Consider the following 16,645-nt stretch of genomic DNA (forward strand, 5'->3'; position numbering starts at 1 on the left):
GCCATGGGCGGCATCGAATTCCTTAAGGGACACGGCACACAGAACGATTTCGTGCTGCTTCCCGACCCTGACGGCCGCCTCGAGCTGACCGAGGCGCGGGTGGCGGCGCTGTGTGATCGCCAGCGTGGTCTCGGGGCCGACGGTGTGCTCCGGATCGTGCGGTCTTCCGCACTGGATGTCGAGTCCGGCGGCGAATGGTTCATGGACTACCGCAACGCCGACGGCTCGATCGCCGAGATGTGCGGCAACGGCGTGCGGGTCTTCGTGCGCCACCTGGTCGATTCCGGGCTCGTGACCGAACGCGATTTCGTCATCGGCACCCGGGCAGGCGACCGGCCGGTGCGGATGCACGCGGACGGTTCGGTGACCGTGATGATGGGACCGGCGACGATCACCGGCACCTCGGTCACCGTGGTCGCCGGGAAGCCGTTCTCCGGGGTCGCCGTCAACGTCGGCAACCCGCATCTGGTGTCGGTCGTCGAGGACGACGTCGACGAACTCGACCTGCGCGACCAGCCCGACTTCGACGCCGACGTGTTCCCGGACGGGGTGAACCTCGAGTTCATCAACCTCCTGGGGGACAACGCGCTGAAGATGCGCGTCCACGAACGCGGCGTCGGCGAGACACGGTCCTGCGGAACCGGCACGGTCGCCGCGGTGGCGGCCGCGCTGCACCTCGCGGGCACCGACACCGGTGAAGCGACCGTCGACATCCCCGGCGGCCGCGTCATCGTCGAGGTGCGCCGCGGCGCGTCCACCCTCACCGGTCCCGCCGAGATCGTCGCGCGCGGCGAACTCGACGAAACCTGGTGGGCCGGGCTCGGCTCTTAGCCGACCGCGACCGGCTCCTTGGGAAGGTCGCGAAGCTTCCGAAGCGGGGAGAAGACCACCCACAGCAGCGCCGCGGTCTCGCCTGCCACGGCGACCCACAGCGTGGCCCGGATCCCGATCACCTCACCCAGGACACCGCCGAGCAGCCCGCCCAGCGGCAGCATCCCCCAGACGACGAACCGCACACTCGCGTTCATCCGGCCGAGCAGCCGGTCCGGGCAGACGGCCTGCCGGTAGGAGACCTGCGCGACGTTGTAGACGATGATCCCGAACCCGGCGATCATCATGGCCACCGGGAACAGGATGATCCGCCAGCCCGGCGCGGCCAGCGGTAGCAGCAGGTAGAACGGCCACGTCAGCAGCGGAACGAGCCAGATCGACCGGGCCTGCCCGATCCGCCGGGTGATGGCGTTGGCGAAGATCGCGCCCGTGATGCCGCCCACCCCGCCGGTCGCGAGCACGAGGCCGACGGCCGCGGGGGACAAACCCAGTTCCCGGTTCAGGAACAGGATCTCCACCGCGACGAAGACGCCGTTGAACAGGTTGGCCGTCGCCGTGCAGGCGACGATCGAACGCAGTGTGGTGTCGGTGAACACGAACCGCAGTCCCTCGACGATCTGGGGGAGCAGCTTCGTGTCTTCGTGCCGCTCGGGCTCCGGTTCGACGGTGCGGATCCGCAGCAGGAACAGCGCCGACGTGAGGAAACCGAGCCCGGTCGTGAGCACGGCGTTGGCCGCACCGACGAGTTGCACCAGCCCGCCCCCGATACCCGGACCGGCCAGGAACGCCACGGACTGGCTGGCCTGGAGCTTCGCGTTGCCTTCGAGGAGATGCTCCCGGCCGACCAGACTCGGCAGATACGACTGGTAGGCGATGTCGAAGAACACCGTCGCGGTGCCGACGAGCGTGGCGACCACGACCAGCTGGGTCAGGGACAGGACCCCGGCCCACCAGGCCACCGGGATGCTGAGCAGCAAGGCCGCGCGGACGAAGTCGGCCCGGAGCATCAGCGCGCGCCGCCGCATCCGGTCCACCCACACCCCGGCGGGCAGGCCGATCACCAGGAACGCGATGGTCTCGGCCGCGGTCAGCAGTCCCATCTGGAACGGTGTCGCGGCCAGCACGGTGGCCGCGAGCAGCGGAATCACCGTGTGGCCCGCGAAGGCGCCCACCTGACTGGCCGTGTCGCCCGCCCAGAGCCGCCGGAAGTCCGCGTGGAAGAAGAGGGAGTCTCTGCGCACGACGCCACCTTGGCGTGAGTGATTGGAAACTGTCAATCACTTTCGCTCTAGGCTGTCCCGGTGCCTACCCCACGACGCGCCGCGACCGAAGCCGAGATCGCCGCGATGGCCTCCGGAATAAGGCTGCGCATCATCCGGTTGACCTACTCCGAGGCGCTGACCAACAAGGAACTCGCCGAACGGCTCGATCGGGACCCGGCGACGACGCTGCATCACGTGCGCCGTCTCGTCGACACAGGGTTCCTCGAAGCGCTCCCCCCGAGACGCGGCACACGCGGTGCGAAAGAAATTCCGTATCGCTCGACCGGGTTGTCGTGGCATCTTGATTCCCGCGACAGGGGGATCGATCAGGCGATCTTCGAGGCCTATCTTGCCGAGATCGCCGATGTGGGATTCGACGACGTGCAGCAGACACGAATGGTCGTCCAGGTACCGGACGAGCAGATCGCCGAGTTCGAAGAGCGGCTGATGGAGCTTGTCGACGACTTCATCACCCGGCCGGTGGATCCCGACGCGAAACGCACGGCCATCTACTTGTCGAAGTATCCGAGCAGGTAATGAATTCGGTCCCGCCGCCGAAACGTGGGACCATGGAGGCACGATGACGGAACTGACACACAACGATCTGAACGACATGGACCCTTCGACCGGCGAATTGGAGCTCGAGGACCGCGCCTCGCTCCGCCGGGTAGCGGGCCTGTCCACCGAACTCGCGGATGTCACCGAGGTCGAATACCGGCAGCTGCGCCTGGAGCGCGTCGTTCTGGTCGGTGTGTGGACCGAGGGCAGTGCCCTCCAGTCCGAGGCCTCGCTCGCCGAACTCGCCCGGCTCGCCGAAACAGCGGGCTCCGAGGTGCTGGAAGGCCTGGTGCAGCGGCGGATCCGCCCGGATCCCGCCACCTACATCGGCTCGGGCAAGGTCAAGGAACTGCGCGAGATCGTGGCGGCCACCGGTGCCGACACGGTCATCTGCGACGGTGAGCTCTCGCCGGGCCAGCTGCGCCAGCTGGAGGAGAAGGTCAAGGTGAAGGTCATCGACCGCACCGCCCTGATCCTCGACATCTTCGCGCAGCACGCCCGCTCCAAGGAGGGCAAGGCGCAGGTCGAGCTGGCCCAGCTGCAGTACCTGATCCCGCGGCTTCGCGGGTGGGGTGCGGCGCTGTCCCGGCAGGCCGGTGGCCGGGCGGGCGGCGCCAACGGTGGCGTGGGTCTGCGTGGCCCCGGTGAGACGAAGCTCGAAACCGACCGGCGGCGGATCAGCAAACGCGTGTCGAAGCTGCGCCGGGAGATCGCCGCGATGGACACCATCCGTGAGACCAAACGTGGTCGCCGGGTGGCCAACGAGGTGCCGAGCGTCGCGATCGTCGGCTACACCAACGCCGGCAAGTCGAGCCTGCTCAACGCGCTGACCGGTGCCGGGGTGCTGGTCGAGGACGCGCTGTTCGCCACGCTGGACCCGACGACGCGGCGGGCACAGACACCCGACGGCCGCACGTACACGCTGACCGACACCGTCGGTTTCGTGCGGCACCTGCCACACCAGCTGGTGGACGCGTTCCGCTCGACGCTGGAGGAGGCGGCGAGCGCCGACCTGCTCGTGCACGTCGTCGACGGTGCCGACCCGACGCCGGAAGAGCAGGTCAACGCGGTGCGCGAAGTGCTCGCCGAGATCACGAAGCGCCGTTCCGAGCCGCTCCCGCCGGAGCTGCTGGTGATCAACAAGGCCGACGCCGCCGACGAGGTGTCACTGGTCCGCTTGCGGCACCAGATGGCCGGTTCGGTGCAGGTGTCGGCGCGGACCGGCACCGGCATCACGGAACTGGCCGAGGTGATCGCGGAGCGGTTGCCGAGGCCGGAGATCGTGGTCGAGGTGCTGATCCCGTACTCGCGAGGCGAACTCGTCTCCCGCGCCCACGCCGACGGCGAGGTGCTGGAAGAGGAGCACGTCGAGACCGGCACGCGGCTGGTCGTCCGGGGACGGCCCGAACTGGCCGCCGCGCTGAGCGACTTCCAGACGGACGGCTCGGCTCTGTAAGCAAGGCAGGTCCGTGAAGGCCTCCTTCCCTACTCTCAAGGTAGGGAAGGAGGCCTTCACGGCGTTCGGCCCGGCCCGACGGCGAACGTGGCCTACGCGACATTCCGCCCCATCTCGGCGTTCGCACCGAACTGCGCGCCGTCCCGGACGTCTCCGTAGTGTGGGGCTTCAGGGGTTCCACGGTACGGAGGTGGATGTGCGGGGGATTGTCGCGGCCGCGATCGTGCTGGGAGTGTTCATCGGCGGGGCCGCTCCCGCCGCGGCGCAGGAGATCCCGGCACCGCAGCCGGTGTGCGTGAACCGCGATTCCCGGCTCAGCGAGTTGTCCGGCCTCGTTTCGGACGGCGAGCACCTGTACGCCCTCAACGACGGCGGCACCAAGACGCAGGTCTTCGTTCTCGGCCGGGACTGCAAAGTCCAGAAGGTCATCTCGGCCCCGACGGATCCCTACGATCCCGAGGATCTCGCCCGCACCGCGGATGGCACGTTCTGGCTTTCCGACACCGGCGACAACCGCAAGAAGCGGGACACGGTCGCGTTGATCTCGCTGACCCCGCAAGGCAAGGCGACCCTGCACCGGCTCACTTATCCCGACGGGCAACACGACGTCGAAGCGCTGATCATGGACCGCTCGGGCACTCCGTACCTGATCACCAAGGACCTGTTCGGCACCTCGAAGGTGTACCGGCCCACCGGGCCGCTCGCCAGTCCCGGCCCGACGCCGCTGGAAAGCGTGGGGTCGTTGCAGATCAAGGAGACCTCGACGACGGGCGGGCCTGCCGGGTCGATCGGCTCGATGACGGTGACCGGGGCGGCGTCGATGGCCGACGGGTCGGTGGTCGCGTTGCGTACCTACACCGACGCCTATCTCTATGCCGTCACCGACGGCGATCTGGCGGGCGCGTTGCAGCGCGAGCCCGTGCGCGTGCCCCTGCCGAACGAGAAACAGGGGGAGGCACTCGCCTTCGACCCGGACGGAACCCTGCTGTCCGGCGGGGAGGGCGTCGGAGAGCAGATCCGCGCGGTGAAGGGCGCGGCCGCCCTCGCCGTGGACGCGGCCAAGTCCGAGGGCAGCACTTCGGGCGGGACGCCCGTGGCCGGTGGCAAGGGCCAGGAGTCCACTTTCCCGTACGTGCAGGTCGGTATCGCCGCGATCGTCGTGATCGGCGGCTTCCTCCTGGTCGGCAGGCTCCGTAAACGGCGTGCCTGACCCGAAGGCGACGAGTCGGCCGAAGCTTGCCGGGTCTGACCCGTGGTCTCGTGTGACCCGGGATCCCGGCCTGCTCCAGCTCTGGACTAAAGCCTGCGGAGGACGGCGACGACCTTGCCGAGGATCGTGGCGTCGTCACCCGGGATGGGCTCGTACGCCTCGTTGTGCGGCATCAGCCAGATGTGGCCGTCCTTGCGCTTGAACGTCTTGACCGTGGCCTCGCCGTCGATCATCGCCGCCACGATCTCGCCGGCGTCGGCTGTGGGCTGCTGGCGCACGACGACCCAGTCGCCGTCGGTGATGGCGGCTCCGACCATCGAGTCACCGGTGACGCTGAGCAGGAAGAGCTCACCCTCACCGACGATTTCCCTCGGCAGCGGGAAAACGTCTTCGATCGCCTGCTCGGCCAGCACCGGCCCACCGGCGGCGATTCGGCCGACGAGCGGCACGTACGCGGCCTTCGCGGCGGACTGCGGCTGCTCGACGTCGATGCCCATCGGGTTGTCGTCCGTCGCGGCGAGCACGCCCACCGCGCGCGGACGGTTCGGGTCGCGTCGCAGATAACCCTTGCGCTGCAGGGCCTGCAACTGGTGCGACACCGACGAGGTGGAGGTCAGCCCGACCGCCTCGCCGATCTCACGCACGCTCGGCGGGTAGCCGAACCGGCTCACCCACAGTTTGATCACGTCGAGGATCTGCTGCTGCCGCACGGTCAGGGTCTCGTCCACCTCGTAGACCTCGGGCAAGGCGCGCACCTTGCCCGAGCGCCTAGGCGCGCTCCCCACCTTGCTCTCCTTAGCCACCGTATCGCTCCTTCATCTCCTGCGTCGCCTCCCAGCACATCCGGTTCCCCGGACCGACTTCGCGTGTCTTCGCCGGTGGTGGGCGATCTTGCCGCCCACGGCACCGGCGGCGTCCGCACAGCAGACGCCCTGGTCAACGACGTTAGCCCGCCGGGACGACGATTTCAAACATCTGTTCGATGGACACGCCGTGTCGCTCGATTTTTGTCGGTGGAAGGTGGTACACATTCGCACGGGCGTTCGATAGAACGCTTGTTCGATCTTGATCGCCGGGTCCGCCCGGTGCTGGACCTGAGTGAAGCAGGACTTGCGAGGAGGTTCCGATGTCGATTCTGGCCGATCGAGGACTGGTGCGACCCAGTTCCCCCGGGCCCGTTCCGGCAGGGTTGACCCGGCCCGTGCGGGTGGTGCGGGGCAGGCGTGCCGAGCCCTTGCGCCCGCCGACCAGGGCACGGGTCGTGGCAGGCCGTCGCCCTGGCGTCGCCACCGCCTCGCCGGCGTGCCCGGCGCCAAGGCGGCTCCCGCTCCGGTGGCCGTCGCTCGTCGCGATGGCCTTGCTCGTCGCCGGGGTCGTCACCGGATTGGGTCTGTTCCTGGCCGGGATTCCCGGCGCCGCGGTGCCCGAACGGACCACCACGGTGTCCGTTTCCGCGGGGGAGACGCTGTCGGATCTCGCGGCCCGGTTCGCGCCAGGTAGCGACACCGGCGCGGTCGTCGCCAAGATCAAGGAGCTCAACTCCCTGGAAGACGTCGTTCTCGTGCCCGGGCTGCCGCTCACGGTCCCCGTCGCGGCCGAGGTCGCTGAGGGTGGGAGGTGATCCTGGAGGACGCTCTCACCCGCCGTGGGTGATGTCCCCTTTCGTGTCTGATCAGGCCCGTCGCTGCGCTTGCGTGCGTCCGACCTGCGTTCTACTCTCCACCGCTATATGTAGTAGTTACATGGCTGTAGTTGGTCCATAGCTTGGGGTAGACTCGGTACCAGTTGTCCACAGCTGGCCGGTGTTCACCCACCGGATGTCCACAGATCGATCCACAGGTCGATCTTTCCCGTCGTTGCGTGGCGGCGGGGGCGGGGCGTCCACTCGGGACCGGCCGGCGCGGAGGGGAAGGTGATCGGCGGATGAGGTGCCCGTTCTGCCGGCATGCGGACTCTCGGGTCGTCGACTCCCGAGAGGTGGATGAGGGTCAGGCGATCCGGCGGAGGCGCTCGTGCGCCGCTTGCGGCCGGCGCTTCACCACTTCGGAGACGATGGTGCTCGCCGTCGTCAAACGATCCGGGGTCACCGAGCAGTTCAGCCGGGACAAGGTGGTCCGTGGGGTGCGCCGCGCCTGTCAGGGCAGGCCGGTCGACGACGACGCGCTGCAGCAGCTCGCGCAGCGGGTCGAGGAATCGATCCGGTCGGCGGGGCTGGCGGAGATCCCGAGTCACGAGGTCGGCCTGGCGATCCTGGGCCCCCTGCGCGAACTCGACGGCGTCGCCTATCTCCGGTTCGCCAGTGTCTACCGCTCCTTCTCCTCGGTCGAGGACTTCGAGAAGGAGATCTCGGACCTTCGTGAGGCCATGGCCGCCGCACCGGACGAGAGCGATCAAGACGCGAAAGACGGCTGATGCCGCCTCCCGCGTGGGAGTGAGGGAAGACCCATGACCGAGACCGTGGGAACAGGCAACCCGGACACAGCGCGGACGAGTGGGAAAAAGAAGCAGGCCGGCGGGCTCACCGTCCGGCGCGTCTTCACCACCGAGGGCGTCCACCCGTACGACCAGGTCACCTGGGAGAAGCGGGACGTCGTGATGACGAACTGGCGCGACGGCACGGTCAACTTCGAGCAGCGGGGTGTCGAGTTCCCCGACTCGTGGTCGGTCAACGCGACGAACATCGTCACCAGCAAGTACTTCCGCGGCGCCGTCGGCTCACCTCAGCGCGAGCAGAGCCTCAAGCAGCTGATCGACCGCGTCGTCCACTCCTACGTCGACGCGGGCCGCGAACACGGCTACTTCACGACCCCCGACGACGCCGAGGTCTTCGAGCACGAGCTGACCTGGATGCTGCTGCACCAGGTGTTCAGCTTCAACTCGCCGGTGTGGTTCAACGTCGGCACCACCTCGAAACAGCAAGTCTCGGCGTGTTTCATCCTCGCGGTCGACGACACCATGGAGTCGATCCTCAACTGGTACCGCGAGGAGGGCCTGATCTTCAAGGGCGGTTCCGGTGCCGGCCTGAACCTCTCCCGCATCCGTTCCTCGCGTGAGCTGCTGTCCTCGGGCGGCACCGCGTCCGGCCCGGTCTCGTTCATGCGCGGCGCCGACGCGTCCGCGGGCACCATCAAATCCGGCGGTGCCACCCGGCGCGCGGCGAAGATGGTCGTGCTCGACGTCGACCACCCGGACGTCGAAGAGTTCGTGCGGACCAAGGCCCGCGAAGAGGAGAAGATCAAGGTCCTCCGCGACGCCGGGTTCGACATGGACCTCTCCGGTTCGGACATCACCTCCGTCCAGTACCAGAACGCGAACAACTCGGTCCGTGTCTCGGACGAGTTCATGCAGGCCGTCGAGTCCGAGGGCGAGTTCGGCCTGCGGGCGCGGATGACCGGCGAGGTCATCGACCGGGTCGACGCCAAGAAGCTGTTCCGCACCATCGCGCAGGCCGCCTGGGAATGCGCGGACCCGGGACTGCAATACGACGACACGATCAACGACTGGCACACCTGCCCCGAATCGGGCCGCATCACCGCGTCCAACCCGTGTTTCCCCGGCGACCAGCGGGTGGTCACCGACGCTGGTCTAGTGCGGATCGGCGACCTCGTGCGCCAGGCAGCGGCTGGTGAACGGTTCGCCGTCTACACCAATGACGTGACCCATGCCGATGACCCGGTGGCCAGGATCGTCGCGACAGAACCTACGAGGTACATGGTCACCGGCACCAATGAGATCGTCGAACTTCGTTTCAGCGACGGCTCACGCTTGCGGTGCACACCCAACCATCGGGTATGGACCGCGAACCAGGGCTGGGTGCACGCCGACCAGCTCACCGCGGAAGACCGGGTCGTACGATCGGTCGAATACGCTCCGCGTCCGTACGCTTCCGCGGCATTGCCGCCGCTCGCGGTACAGGTGGCGCATCAAGCGCGCGGCAAGGCTCTTCGTGCGGTACCGGAGAAGTGGGACACCGGACTGGCTCAGTACCTTGGCTGGCTGGTCGGAGACGGTTGCCTGACAGATGCGGGCGCGACGACGGTCTATGGGAGTGAATGGGAGCGAGATGTCCTCATGCCGAGGCATCGTGCCCTGCTGGCCTCGATCACCGGCTTCGAGAGCAAGCCCAGCCTCCAATCCAACGGCACGGTGCAACTCAGGGCTATGCGGGGTCGTTTCGGCCTGATGCTCAAGGCGCTGGGGGTTTCGACAGGGCGTTCTCCGGCAAAAGTGGTCCCGGAGTCGATCTACGTCGCTCCTGAGGACATCGTGGGCGCGTTCCTGCGCGGTCTTTTCGACGCTGACGGTTGTGTGGTGAACCAGGAGCAAAACGGCACCCGATACGTCGGTCTCGGCAGTCGCTCCGAGGAACTTCTGATCGGTGTCCAGGAGCTGCTGGCCAGCCTCGGTATCCGGGGGCGTATCTATCGCACGGGTACGAAGGTGGCATCGTTCCGGTATGTCACCAAGAGCGGCGATGAACGCGTCTACGGTAGTGACGGCGAGAGCTTCGACCTCCGGATCACGGGCAGGCATCTGGCGAAATTCGCCGAGCTGATCGGATTCGAGCACAGTGAAAAGGCCGCCAAACTGGCTGATGCCACAGGCCGCCACGGCTATTACTCCGTCGACGAGACGGTTCGGCTGGCTTCCCGGGTTTCTCGAGGTTTCGAGACCACATTCAACCTGACCGAGCCCCGCAATCATTCCTACATCGTCGGCGGGGCCGTGGTCGCCAACTGCTCCGAATACATGCACCTGGACAATTCCAGCTGCAACCTCGCCTCGCTGAACCTGCTCAAGTTCGCCACCGAGGACGGCGGTTTCGACGCACCGCTGTTCGCGAAGGCCGTCGAGCTGGTCATCACCGCGATGGACATCTCGATCTGCTTCGCCGACTTCCCGACCGAGGCGATCGGCGAGACAACGCGTAAGTTCCGCCAGTTGGGCATCGGGTACGCGAACCTCGGCGCGCTGCTGATGGCACTCGGGCACGCCTACGACTCCGACGGCGGACGCGCGCTCGCCGCCGCGATCACTTCGCTGATGACCGGCGTCTCGTACCGGCGTTCGGCCGAACTCGCCGCGGTCGTCGGACCGTACGAGGGCTACGCGCGTAACTCCGAGGCGCATCAACGGGTCATGCGCAAGCACGCCGCGGCCAACGAACTGGTGCGGACCTACCACGCCCACGACGCCGCGGTCCGCGCGCTCGCGACCCAGGAATGGAAGCGCGGTATCGAACTGGGCGAGACCAGCGGCTGGCGCAACGCGCAGGCTTCGGTACTCGCGCCCACCGGATGCCTGACCGCGGACACCCTTGTCACCACCGACCGCGGGCTGGCCCGGCTCTCCGAACTCGGCGATCTGTACGGGGATCGTTGGCAGGATGTCGAATTCACGGTCGCGACCGACGAGGGGCCGCGCCGGGCCGCGAAGTTCTTCGTCAACGGCGAGGAGCCGACCCGCCGGATCGAGACCAAGGGCGGATACCGGATCCAGGGCACTCTCGCCCACCGGGTCAAGGTGGTGGAGTCGGAGACCGGGTCCTGGGTCTGGAAACGACTCGCCGACATCCAGTCCGGCGACCTGGTGCCCCTGCAACTGGGCGGCTTGGTCGGCGACCCCCGCCGGGTGCCGCTGCCGGTGCTCGACCAGGCGTACTACGCGGGCGACCGCGATATCCGGGTGCCGGACCAGGTCACCGCCGATCTCGCGGAACTGGTGGGGTACTTCGAAGGCGACGGCAGCTTGCACCCGAAGGGCATCCGGCTCTGTGTGGCCGACGCCGATCTCGATGTCGTCGACCGGTTGCGGATCCTGAGCAAGGGGCTCTTCGGTCTTGAACCCGCGGTCCGTCAATGTCAGGGCTACCAGGAGGTGACACTTCAGTCCGTCCGGCTGGCCCGATGGTGGCAGGCGGCTGGATTCGCGAAGGAGCTTCCCGGTTCCGACCACGTCGGCAAGGGATGGACTCCCCGGGTCCCCGCAAGCATCCGGGAGACCAACGACCCCGAGATCTACGCCGCTTTCCTGCGCGGAGTCTTCGAGGCGGACGGGACCGTGCTCGAAGGAGTTCCGAGCGTCTCGACCTCTTCGGAGCTTTTCGGCGAAGACATCCGGACCCTGCTGCTGGCTCTGGGCATGGCGACCACGACCCGCCGGACGACCAGCGGGTTCGGCGGGCCGATAGTTCAGATTCGGCTGCGTAACGTCGACCACGCCATGATCTTCGACGAGATCGTCGGATTCATCGGTGAGCGCAAGGCGCGGGCGATGGTGTGCTTGGAGCCGGATGGCTCGGCCAAGGGCGACCGCCAGCCCTACTCCGAGACCTTCGATCCCCGGCTGGGCCGGGCGCTCGACTACCTCTTCGAGCCTGTCGAGTCCAATGAGGACGGCGGCGTTCAGCCCACCTACGACCTGTCGGTTCCGGACAACGTCACCTACGTCGCCAATGGCTTCGTCAGTCACAACACCATCGGCTTCATGATGGACTGCGACACGACCGGCATCGAGCCGGACTTCTCGCTGGTCAAGTTCAAGAAGCTGGTCGGCGGTGGTTCGATGCAGATCGTCAACCAGACGATCCCGCGCGCGCTGGCCGCCCTCGGCTACCAGGCCGAACAGGTCGAGGCGATCGTCGAGTACATCGCCGAGCATGGTCACGTCGTCGACGCTCCTGGACTGCGCTCCGAGCACTACGAGGTGTTCGACTGCGCGGTGGGGGAGCGGTCCATCGCGCCGATGGGGCACGTCCGGATGATGGCCGCGGTGCAGCCGTTCCTGTCCGGCGCGATCTCCAAGACGGTCAACATGCCGGAGTCGGCGACCGTCGAGGAGGTCGAGGAGATCTACTTCCAGGGCTGGAAGTCCGGTCTCAAGGCGCTCGCGATCTACCGCGACAACTGCAAGGTCGGGCAGCCGTTGTCCAGCGGCAAGAAGGAGAAGGCCGAGGCGGAGACGGTCGTCGAGTACCGGCCGGTCCGCAAGCGCCTGCCGAAGAAACGTCCGAGCCAGACGGTGTCCTTCACCGTCGGCGGTGCTGAGGGCTACCTGCACGCTGGCTCCTATCCGGATGACGGGCTCGGCGAGATCTTCGTGAAGCTCGGCAAGCAGGGCTCGACCCTCTCGGGCGTGATGGACGCGTTCTCGATGTCGATCTCGGTCGGTCTGCAGCACGGGATCCCGCTGGAGTTCTACGTTTCGAAGTTCTCCAACCTGCGCTTCGAGCCCGCCGGGATGACCGACGACCCGGACATCCGGATCGCCACGAGCGTCATGGACTACCTGTTCCGCAGGCTGGCGCTGGACTACCTGCCGTACGAAAAGCGTGTGCAGCTCGGCATCTTCACCGCCGACGAGCGGTCGGCACAGGTCGAGGCGAACTACGGTGCCGCGCCGGCCGCGGAACCGGAGAACGTCGACATCGAGGCACTTCGGTCCACTGTGGATTCGTCGGCCGCGGACCCCGCCAAGCGGGTGGCGCATTCGACGGCGGAACTGGTGGAGTTGAACCTCGGCACGGCTTCCGACGCGCCTCTCTGCATGACTTGTGGCACCAAGATGCGGCCCGCCGGTTCTTGCTACGCCTGCGAAGGCTGCGGAGCGACCTCCGGTTGCAGCTGATCTCCGATACACCGGAGGCGAGTGCGTGGCGAAGACGGACAGTGAGGTCATCGATCCCTTCGGCGGCGGCCAGTGGGCGGGGAAGTCGACCGTCGCCCGGTTGCTGGCGCATCGTCACGGCATCACCGTCTACCACTACGACTTCCACGACGCCCGCGCCCATCAGGACCGCCGCATCGCTCACCGCGTCCGCGATGGTCTGCCCGCCACGGATCCTGACCCGGAGACCGTATGGGTGGCCACCACTCCCGAACGGATGGCCGCCGACACGATCGCCGGTTTCCCGGTGTGGTTCGAATGGGCGCTGGACGATCTGCGCGCGCTGGTCTCCGGGCGCCCAGTCCTCGCCGAGGGCTGGGCGCCCGGACCTGGTCGCGCCGCTGCTGGAGTCACCGCGGCGGATGATCGTGATGGTGCCCACCGACGGTTTCCGTGAGCACCAGCTTCGCGTGGTGCCCCGGGCCGCCGCGGTGGCGCACCGGGTCAGCGATCCCGAACGCGCGCAACGCAACCGGATCGAGCGAGATCGGCTCGTCGCCGAACACTTCGGTCCCTACCTGGCCTGAGCGAGATCGAGGACGAGCGTCGCCACCGCCAGCGCGAGGAAACCGGCGGGGAAGGCGATGTTGTAGAGGACGCGTGCGCGTACGTGGGTGATGACGGCGCCGACGTAGAACAGCACGAGCCCGACGGCCGCAGCTGTCCCGATGTACGGCACCCCGAGCAGGCCGAGCAGCAGTCCGGCCGCACCCGCCGCTTTGAGCGAGGCCAGTGGTGGGATCCAGGACTGGGGTACGTCGACTTCGGCGGAGTTCTTGAGGACGAACGGGATACGCGCGAGGTCGGCGGCGGCGATTCCGGCGTTGATCACGATCGTCACGATGGCCACGGTGAGGTAAGCGGTGAACATGCGCTCTGGACGAGGCCCGCGGCCGGAACGTGACAGACGCCGGAGCACAACCCGGCCGTGCTGTTTTCACAGGTCGACTTGACGAATGTGCGAAAATCGCACCACACTGGTCCGGTGGAATGGACTGAGGTTGGCGAGCGTGTCCGGGAGAGTCGGCTGGCGGCGAGGATGTCGCAAGCCGACCTTGCGAATGCTGTTGGCCTGGAGCGGACGAAGATCGCCAAGATCGAATCCGGCGGTCGCCAGATCGATGCACTCGAGCTGGCGAAGCTGGCTTCCGCGCTCCAAGTTCCAATGGGGCACTTTCTCCGCGAGCGGCCACCTGTCCTGTCACGGCGTACCAGCCTGGTAGATGACACGGACAGCGCCGTGTCCAGGGACTCCTACCGGTTGGAGGCCAAGCTGCTGGCTTGGCTGGATGACGTTCGCCAGATGGTCTCTCTCGATCTTCTCGAGCCAGGCAAGGCTGTGGTGTACGACAGCCCGGTGACAGATGCGGAAGGGGCCCGCGTGGCGGCCCTCTGGCTGCGAGAGCGACATGCTCTCGGGCAGGAGCCGATCCGGACGCTGATGGTGGAATGCGAACGTGCCGGGCAGTACGTTCTGGTCTCCGACCTTCCTGGAGATGGCGCCTCCTTGGTTGACGGCGATCTCGGGGTGTCCGTGGTCAGCAGGCTTGCCGATCCGGGCAGGCGACGGGCTACCGCGGCCCATGAGCTCGGTCATCTGGTGCTAGGAGACGAGTATTCAGCTGATCTCGGTGTCTCGACGTCGCGTGAAGAGCGGGAACGGGTCATCGACGCGTTCGCAGCGGAGTTCCTCCTTCCTTCCGGTGCGATCGAGCGGGTGTCGACGAGTGACCTGCGGGGTGAACTGATCCGGTTGTCCGCCGTCTACCGCACCTCATGGTCGTTGACCGTGCGCCAGGCCGGTTACGTCGGCCTGCTCGACGGGGATCGCCTCACGAGATGGTTCTCGGAGGCGCCGACGCGAGCAGAGCTCAGGGACGCCGTCGGATGGGATCCGCAACCTGATCTGGAAGGGGTGCGGGTCCCGCCGAGCTATGCGCGCGCTGTGATGAAGGCCTTGAGGCAGAGCTACGTCACGCCTGCCAGGGCAGTCGAGCTCATGCACGGCGAGATCGGAATCGACGACCTCCCGGAGACCGAGATGAGCTCCGGCTCGTGACCGCCGGGCGCCCCCTGGTCCTCGATGCGATGTGCCTGAACCATTTCGCTCGTGCGGACCGGCTCGACGTACTGCGGGATCTGCTCGTCTCCGACGAATGTCGAACGACTTACGTGGTCATTGAGGAGCTACGCCGTGGTTCGTCGGCTCATCCGGCCCTTCAGGACGCACTGGAGCTCGAGTGGATCAAGGTGCATCGGCTCGACACGCTCGAAGAGCTCGAATGTTTCGTGAAGTGGGCGGAACGGATCGGTGCGAGTGAGCGCGATCGGGGAGGAGCCAGCGTTTTCGCTGTAGCCGAATTGCGAGGCGGTATTGCGATAACCGATGACCAGGCCGCGATCCGGGTGGCCCGGCGGTACGGCCTTGAAGTTCACGGAACCGTATGGCTCCTGGCCCGGGCCTGCCGGGACGGGAAGCTGACCGAAGTGGCTGCTGGAAATCTCATCGACCTGGTCCGGGCCACAGGTATGCGCCTGCCCTGTACCGGTGCCGAGTTCGGCACGTGGGGCCGAGCCCACTATCTGTTGTGACCGGCCGCAGGGATCAGGAACGCCAGCGGTCGAGGACGGCGTCGATGGCGGTCTGAATGCGGTCGCGGGCGGCCTGTCGTTCCACGCCCGCCATGAGGAGGTCGTCGTAGTCGGTGTCCAGGTGCCGGATCGAGGCGATGACGGCGAGGAACACCGCTCGTTCGGCCAGTTCCCGTCCGGCGGCCGACCGGCCGACCCGGCCGCTGCCGCGCAGACCGGCGTGTTCGGCGATGGCGCGGGCTCGTTCCGGCGGGCAGCCGGGGAACATCTCGGTGATCGCGGCGAAGAACCGGGCGGTGAACTCGACGTCCTCGTGCGCGCGGCGTTCGCGGTCGCGTCCACGCCGTCGGTCACGGACGTCTTCGTCGGCGAGGCACTGGTCCTCGGCGCTGCGCAACGCCGCGTCCTCGACCAGGATCCCTTGTCGCTCTTGGCGTTTCCGTGACCGGTTGAACTTCATGACGACGGCGGAGAGGCGGCTCGCCTTCTTCGCGCGGCGGGTCAGGGCGGTGTCGCCCGAAGGCAGGAAGACCAGGTGGCCGAGGTCGGCGCAGTCGAGGCAGTGTGGCACCTCGTTCTCCAGGAACAGCAGGTCGCCGGTGCCACCGCAGTCGGCGCACGCCCAGTCCTTGAAAGCCACCCAGACGATGAGATCGGGTGCTTTCCGTTGCCTGGCCACGACTTGCGCGCGTTTGGCTTCGGACAACCCTGGCATGATCCACTGTGTCCGGAAGACCGGTTCGAGTCCGGCCAGTTCGCCTGAGGTCGCCTTCAGCGGGGCTCGGTCGCGAGTCGCTCCGACGTGCTCGATTTCCGTGCTTTCGAGGCTTTTCCCGGTCGCCCATCGCCGGAGCGCGCCGAGAGCGAAGCTCAGTTTCTCCGCGTTCACCGGCAAGGCCGTCGACAGGTCGGGGATCCGGCCCTGCTGCCAGGACCTGAGGACGGTGTCCGGTAGCCAGCCGATCCCGGTCAGGACGTCGAGCGCGGTCACCGATTTCCGCGTGGCCAGCAGTTTCTCCGCCGTCTCCACGACGCGCTGTTCCAGTTTCGCCTCACCCTGCATCGCCGGGA

The 16,645-nt window shown here is 67.3% G+C and carries 14 protein-coding genes and 1 pseudogene; 11 read left to right on the top strand and 4 right to left on the bottom strand.

The window, feature by feature from the left end; genetic code table 11:
* The first annotated feature begins 3 nt into the window (after window positions 1–3).
* Window positions 4–831 (top strand): diaminopimelate epimerase, encoded by an 828-nt coding sequence (gene dapF, locus ACLARN_RS13780; RefSeq protein WP_409491758.1) that lies wholly within the window; start codon window positions 4–6, stop codon window positions 829–831.
* Here dapF and ACLARN_RS13785 read toward each other — a convergent pair.
* Complete coding sequence (locus ACLARN_RS13785) at window positions 828–2,072, bottom strand: MFS transporter (protein WP_409491759.1); 1,245 nt, start codon at window positions 2,070–2,072, stop codon at window positions 828–830. The genes dapF and ACLARN_RS13785 overlap by 4 nt on opposite strands.
* A 60-nt stretch (window positions 2,073–2,132) precedes the next feature.
* Between ACLARN_RS13785 and ACLARN_RS13790 the strand changes: the two genes are divergently transcribed.
* The 3 genes from ACLARN_RS13790 (at window position 2,133) to ACLARN_RS13800 (ending at window position 5,317) form a co-directional block, all read left to right on the top strand.
* Window positions 2,133–2,630, top strand: a complete 498-nt coding sequence (locus ACLARN_RS13790; protein ID WP_409491760.1) for an ArsR/SmtB family transcription factor — start codon at window positions 2,133–2,135, stop codon at window positions 2,628–2,630.
* Between the two features lie 43 nt (window positions 2,631–2,673).
* On the top strand, window positions 2,674–4,107 hold the full coding sequence (gene hflX / locus ACLARN_RS13795; RefSeq protein ID WP_409491761.1) for a GTPase HflX: 1,434 nt from the start codon (window positions 2,674–2,676) through the stop codon (window positions 4,105–4,107).
* Between the two features lie 196 nt (window positions 4,108–4,303).
* The gene (locus ACLARN_RS13800) at window positions 4,304–5,317 is read left to right on the top strand and encodes a hypothetical protein (protein ID WP_409491762.1); all 1,014 of its coding nucleotides are present in this window, start codon (window positions 4,304–4,306) and stop codon (window positions 5,315–5,317) included.
* Between the two features lie 86 nt (window positions 5,318–5,403).
* Here ACLARN_RS13800 and lexA read toward each other — a convergent pair whose 3' ends face one another.
* Window positions 5,404–6,120 (bottom strand): transcriptional repressor LexA, encoded by a 717-nt coding sequence (gene lexA / locus ACLARN_RS13805; protein ID WP_409491763.1) that lies wholly within the window; start codon window positions 6,118–6,120, stop codon window positions 5,404–5,406.
* 323 nt (window positions 6,121–6,443) lie between these two features.
* On the opposite strand from lexA, the gene ACLARN_RS13810 reads away from it, so the two are divergent.
* From ACLARN_RS13810 to ACLARN_RS13830, 5 genes and pseudogenes are all read left to right on the top strand, one after another.
* Window positions 6,444–6,938 (top strand): LysM peptidoglycan-binding domain-containing protein, encoded by a 495-nt coding sequence (locus ACLARN_RS13810; protein ID WP_409491764.1) that lies wholly within the window; start codon window positions 6,444–6,446, stop codon window positions 6,936–6,938.
* A 302-nt stretch (window positions 6,939–7,240) separates the two neighbouring features.
* Window positions 7,241–7,729 carry a transcriptional regulator NrdR gene (gene nrdR / locus ACLARN_RS13815; RefSeq protein ID WP_037304189.1) on the top strand — a complete coding sequence of 163 codons (489 nt, stop codon included), beginning with the start codon at window positions 7,241–7,243 and terminating at the stop codon, window positions 7,727–7,729.
* Between the two features lie 105 nt (window positions 7,730–7,834).
* Window positions 7,835–12,943 (top strand): annotated as a pseudogene (locus ACLARN_RS13820) (LAGLIDADG family homing endonuclease); the annotation flags it as partial.
* A gap of 25 nt (window positions 12,944–12,968) precedes the next feature.
* Window positions 12,969–13,379: a hypothetical protein gene (locus ACLARN_RS13825; protein WP_409491765.1), complete on the top strand. Its 411-nt coding sequence runs from the start codon at window positions 12,969–12,971 to the stop codon at window positions 13,377–13,379.
* Complete coding sequence (locus tag ACLARN_RS13830; RefSeq protein WP_409491766.1) at window positions 13,354–13,509, top strand: hypothetical protein; 156 nt, start codon at window positions 13,354–13,356, stop codon at window positions 13,507–13,509. The genes ACLARN_RS13825 and ACLARN_RS13830 overlap by 26 nt, the downstream gene beginning before the upstream one ends.
* Here ACLARN_RS13830 and ACLARN_RS13835 read toward each other — a convergent pair.
* Window positions 13,497–13,853 (bottom strand): DoxX family protein, encoded by a 357-nt coding sequence (locus ACLARN_RS13835; protein ID WP_409491767.1) that lies wholly within the window; start codon window positions 13,851–13,853, stop codon window positions 13,497–13,499. The two genes, ACLARN_RS13830 and ACLARN_RS13835, sit on opposite strands and share 13 nt — an antisense overlap.
* Window positions 13,854–13,967: 114 nt before the next feature.
* Between ACLARN_RS13835 and ACLARN_RS13840 the strand changes: the two genes are divergently transcribed.
* Together ACLARN_RS13840 and ACLARN_RS13845 are read left to right on the top strand one after the other, a co-directional pair.
* Window positions 13,968–15,041: a helix-turn-helix domain-containing protein gene (locus ACLARN_RS13840; protein ID WP_409491768.1), complete on the top strand. Its 1,074-nt coding sequence runs from the start codon at window positions 13,968–13,970 to the stop codon at window positions 15,039–15,041.
* Window positions 15,038–15,574, top strand: coding sequence for a hypothetical protein (locus ACLARN_RS13845; RefSeq protein WP_409491769.1), 537 nt, complete (start codon window positions 15,038–15,040; stop codon window positions 15,572–15,574). Before ACLARN_RS13840 ends, ACLARN_RS13845 begins: the two co-directional genes overlap by 4 nt.
* A gap of 13 nt (window positions 15,575–15,587) precedes the next feature.
* Here ACLARN_RS13845 and ACLARN_RS13850 read toward each other — a convergent pair whose 3' ends face one another.
* The gene (locus ACLARN_RS13850; RefSeq protein ID WP_409491770.1) at window positions 15,588–16,637 is read right to left on the bottom strand and encodes a DUF2293 domain-containing protein; all 1,050 of its coding nucleotides are present in this window, start codon (window positions 16,635–16,637) and stop codon (window positions 15,588–15,590) included.
* Window positions 16,638–16,645 lie beyond the last annotated feature (8 nt).

The organism is Amycolatopsis sp. cmx-11-12, assembly GCF_046269425.1.
Taxonomy (GTDB): domain Bacteria; phylum Actinomycetota; class Actinomycetes; order Mycobacteriales; family Pseudonocardiaceae; genus Amycolatopsis.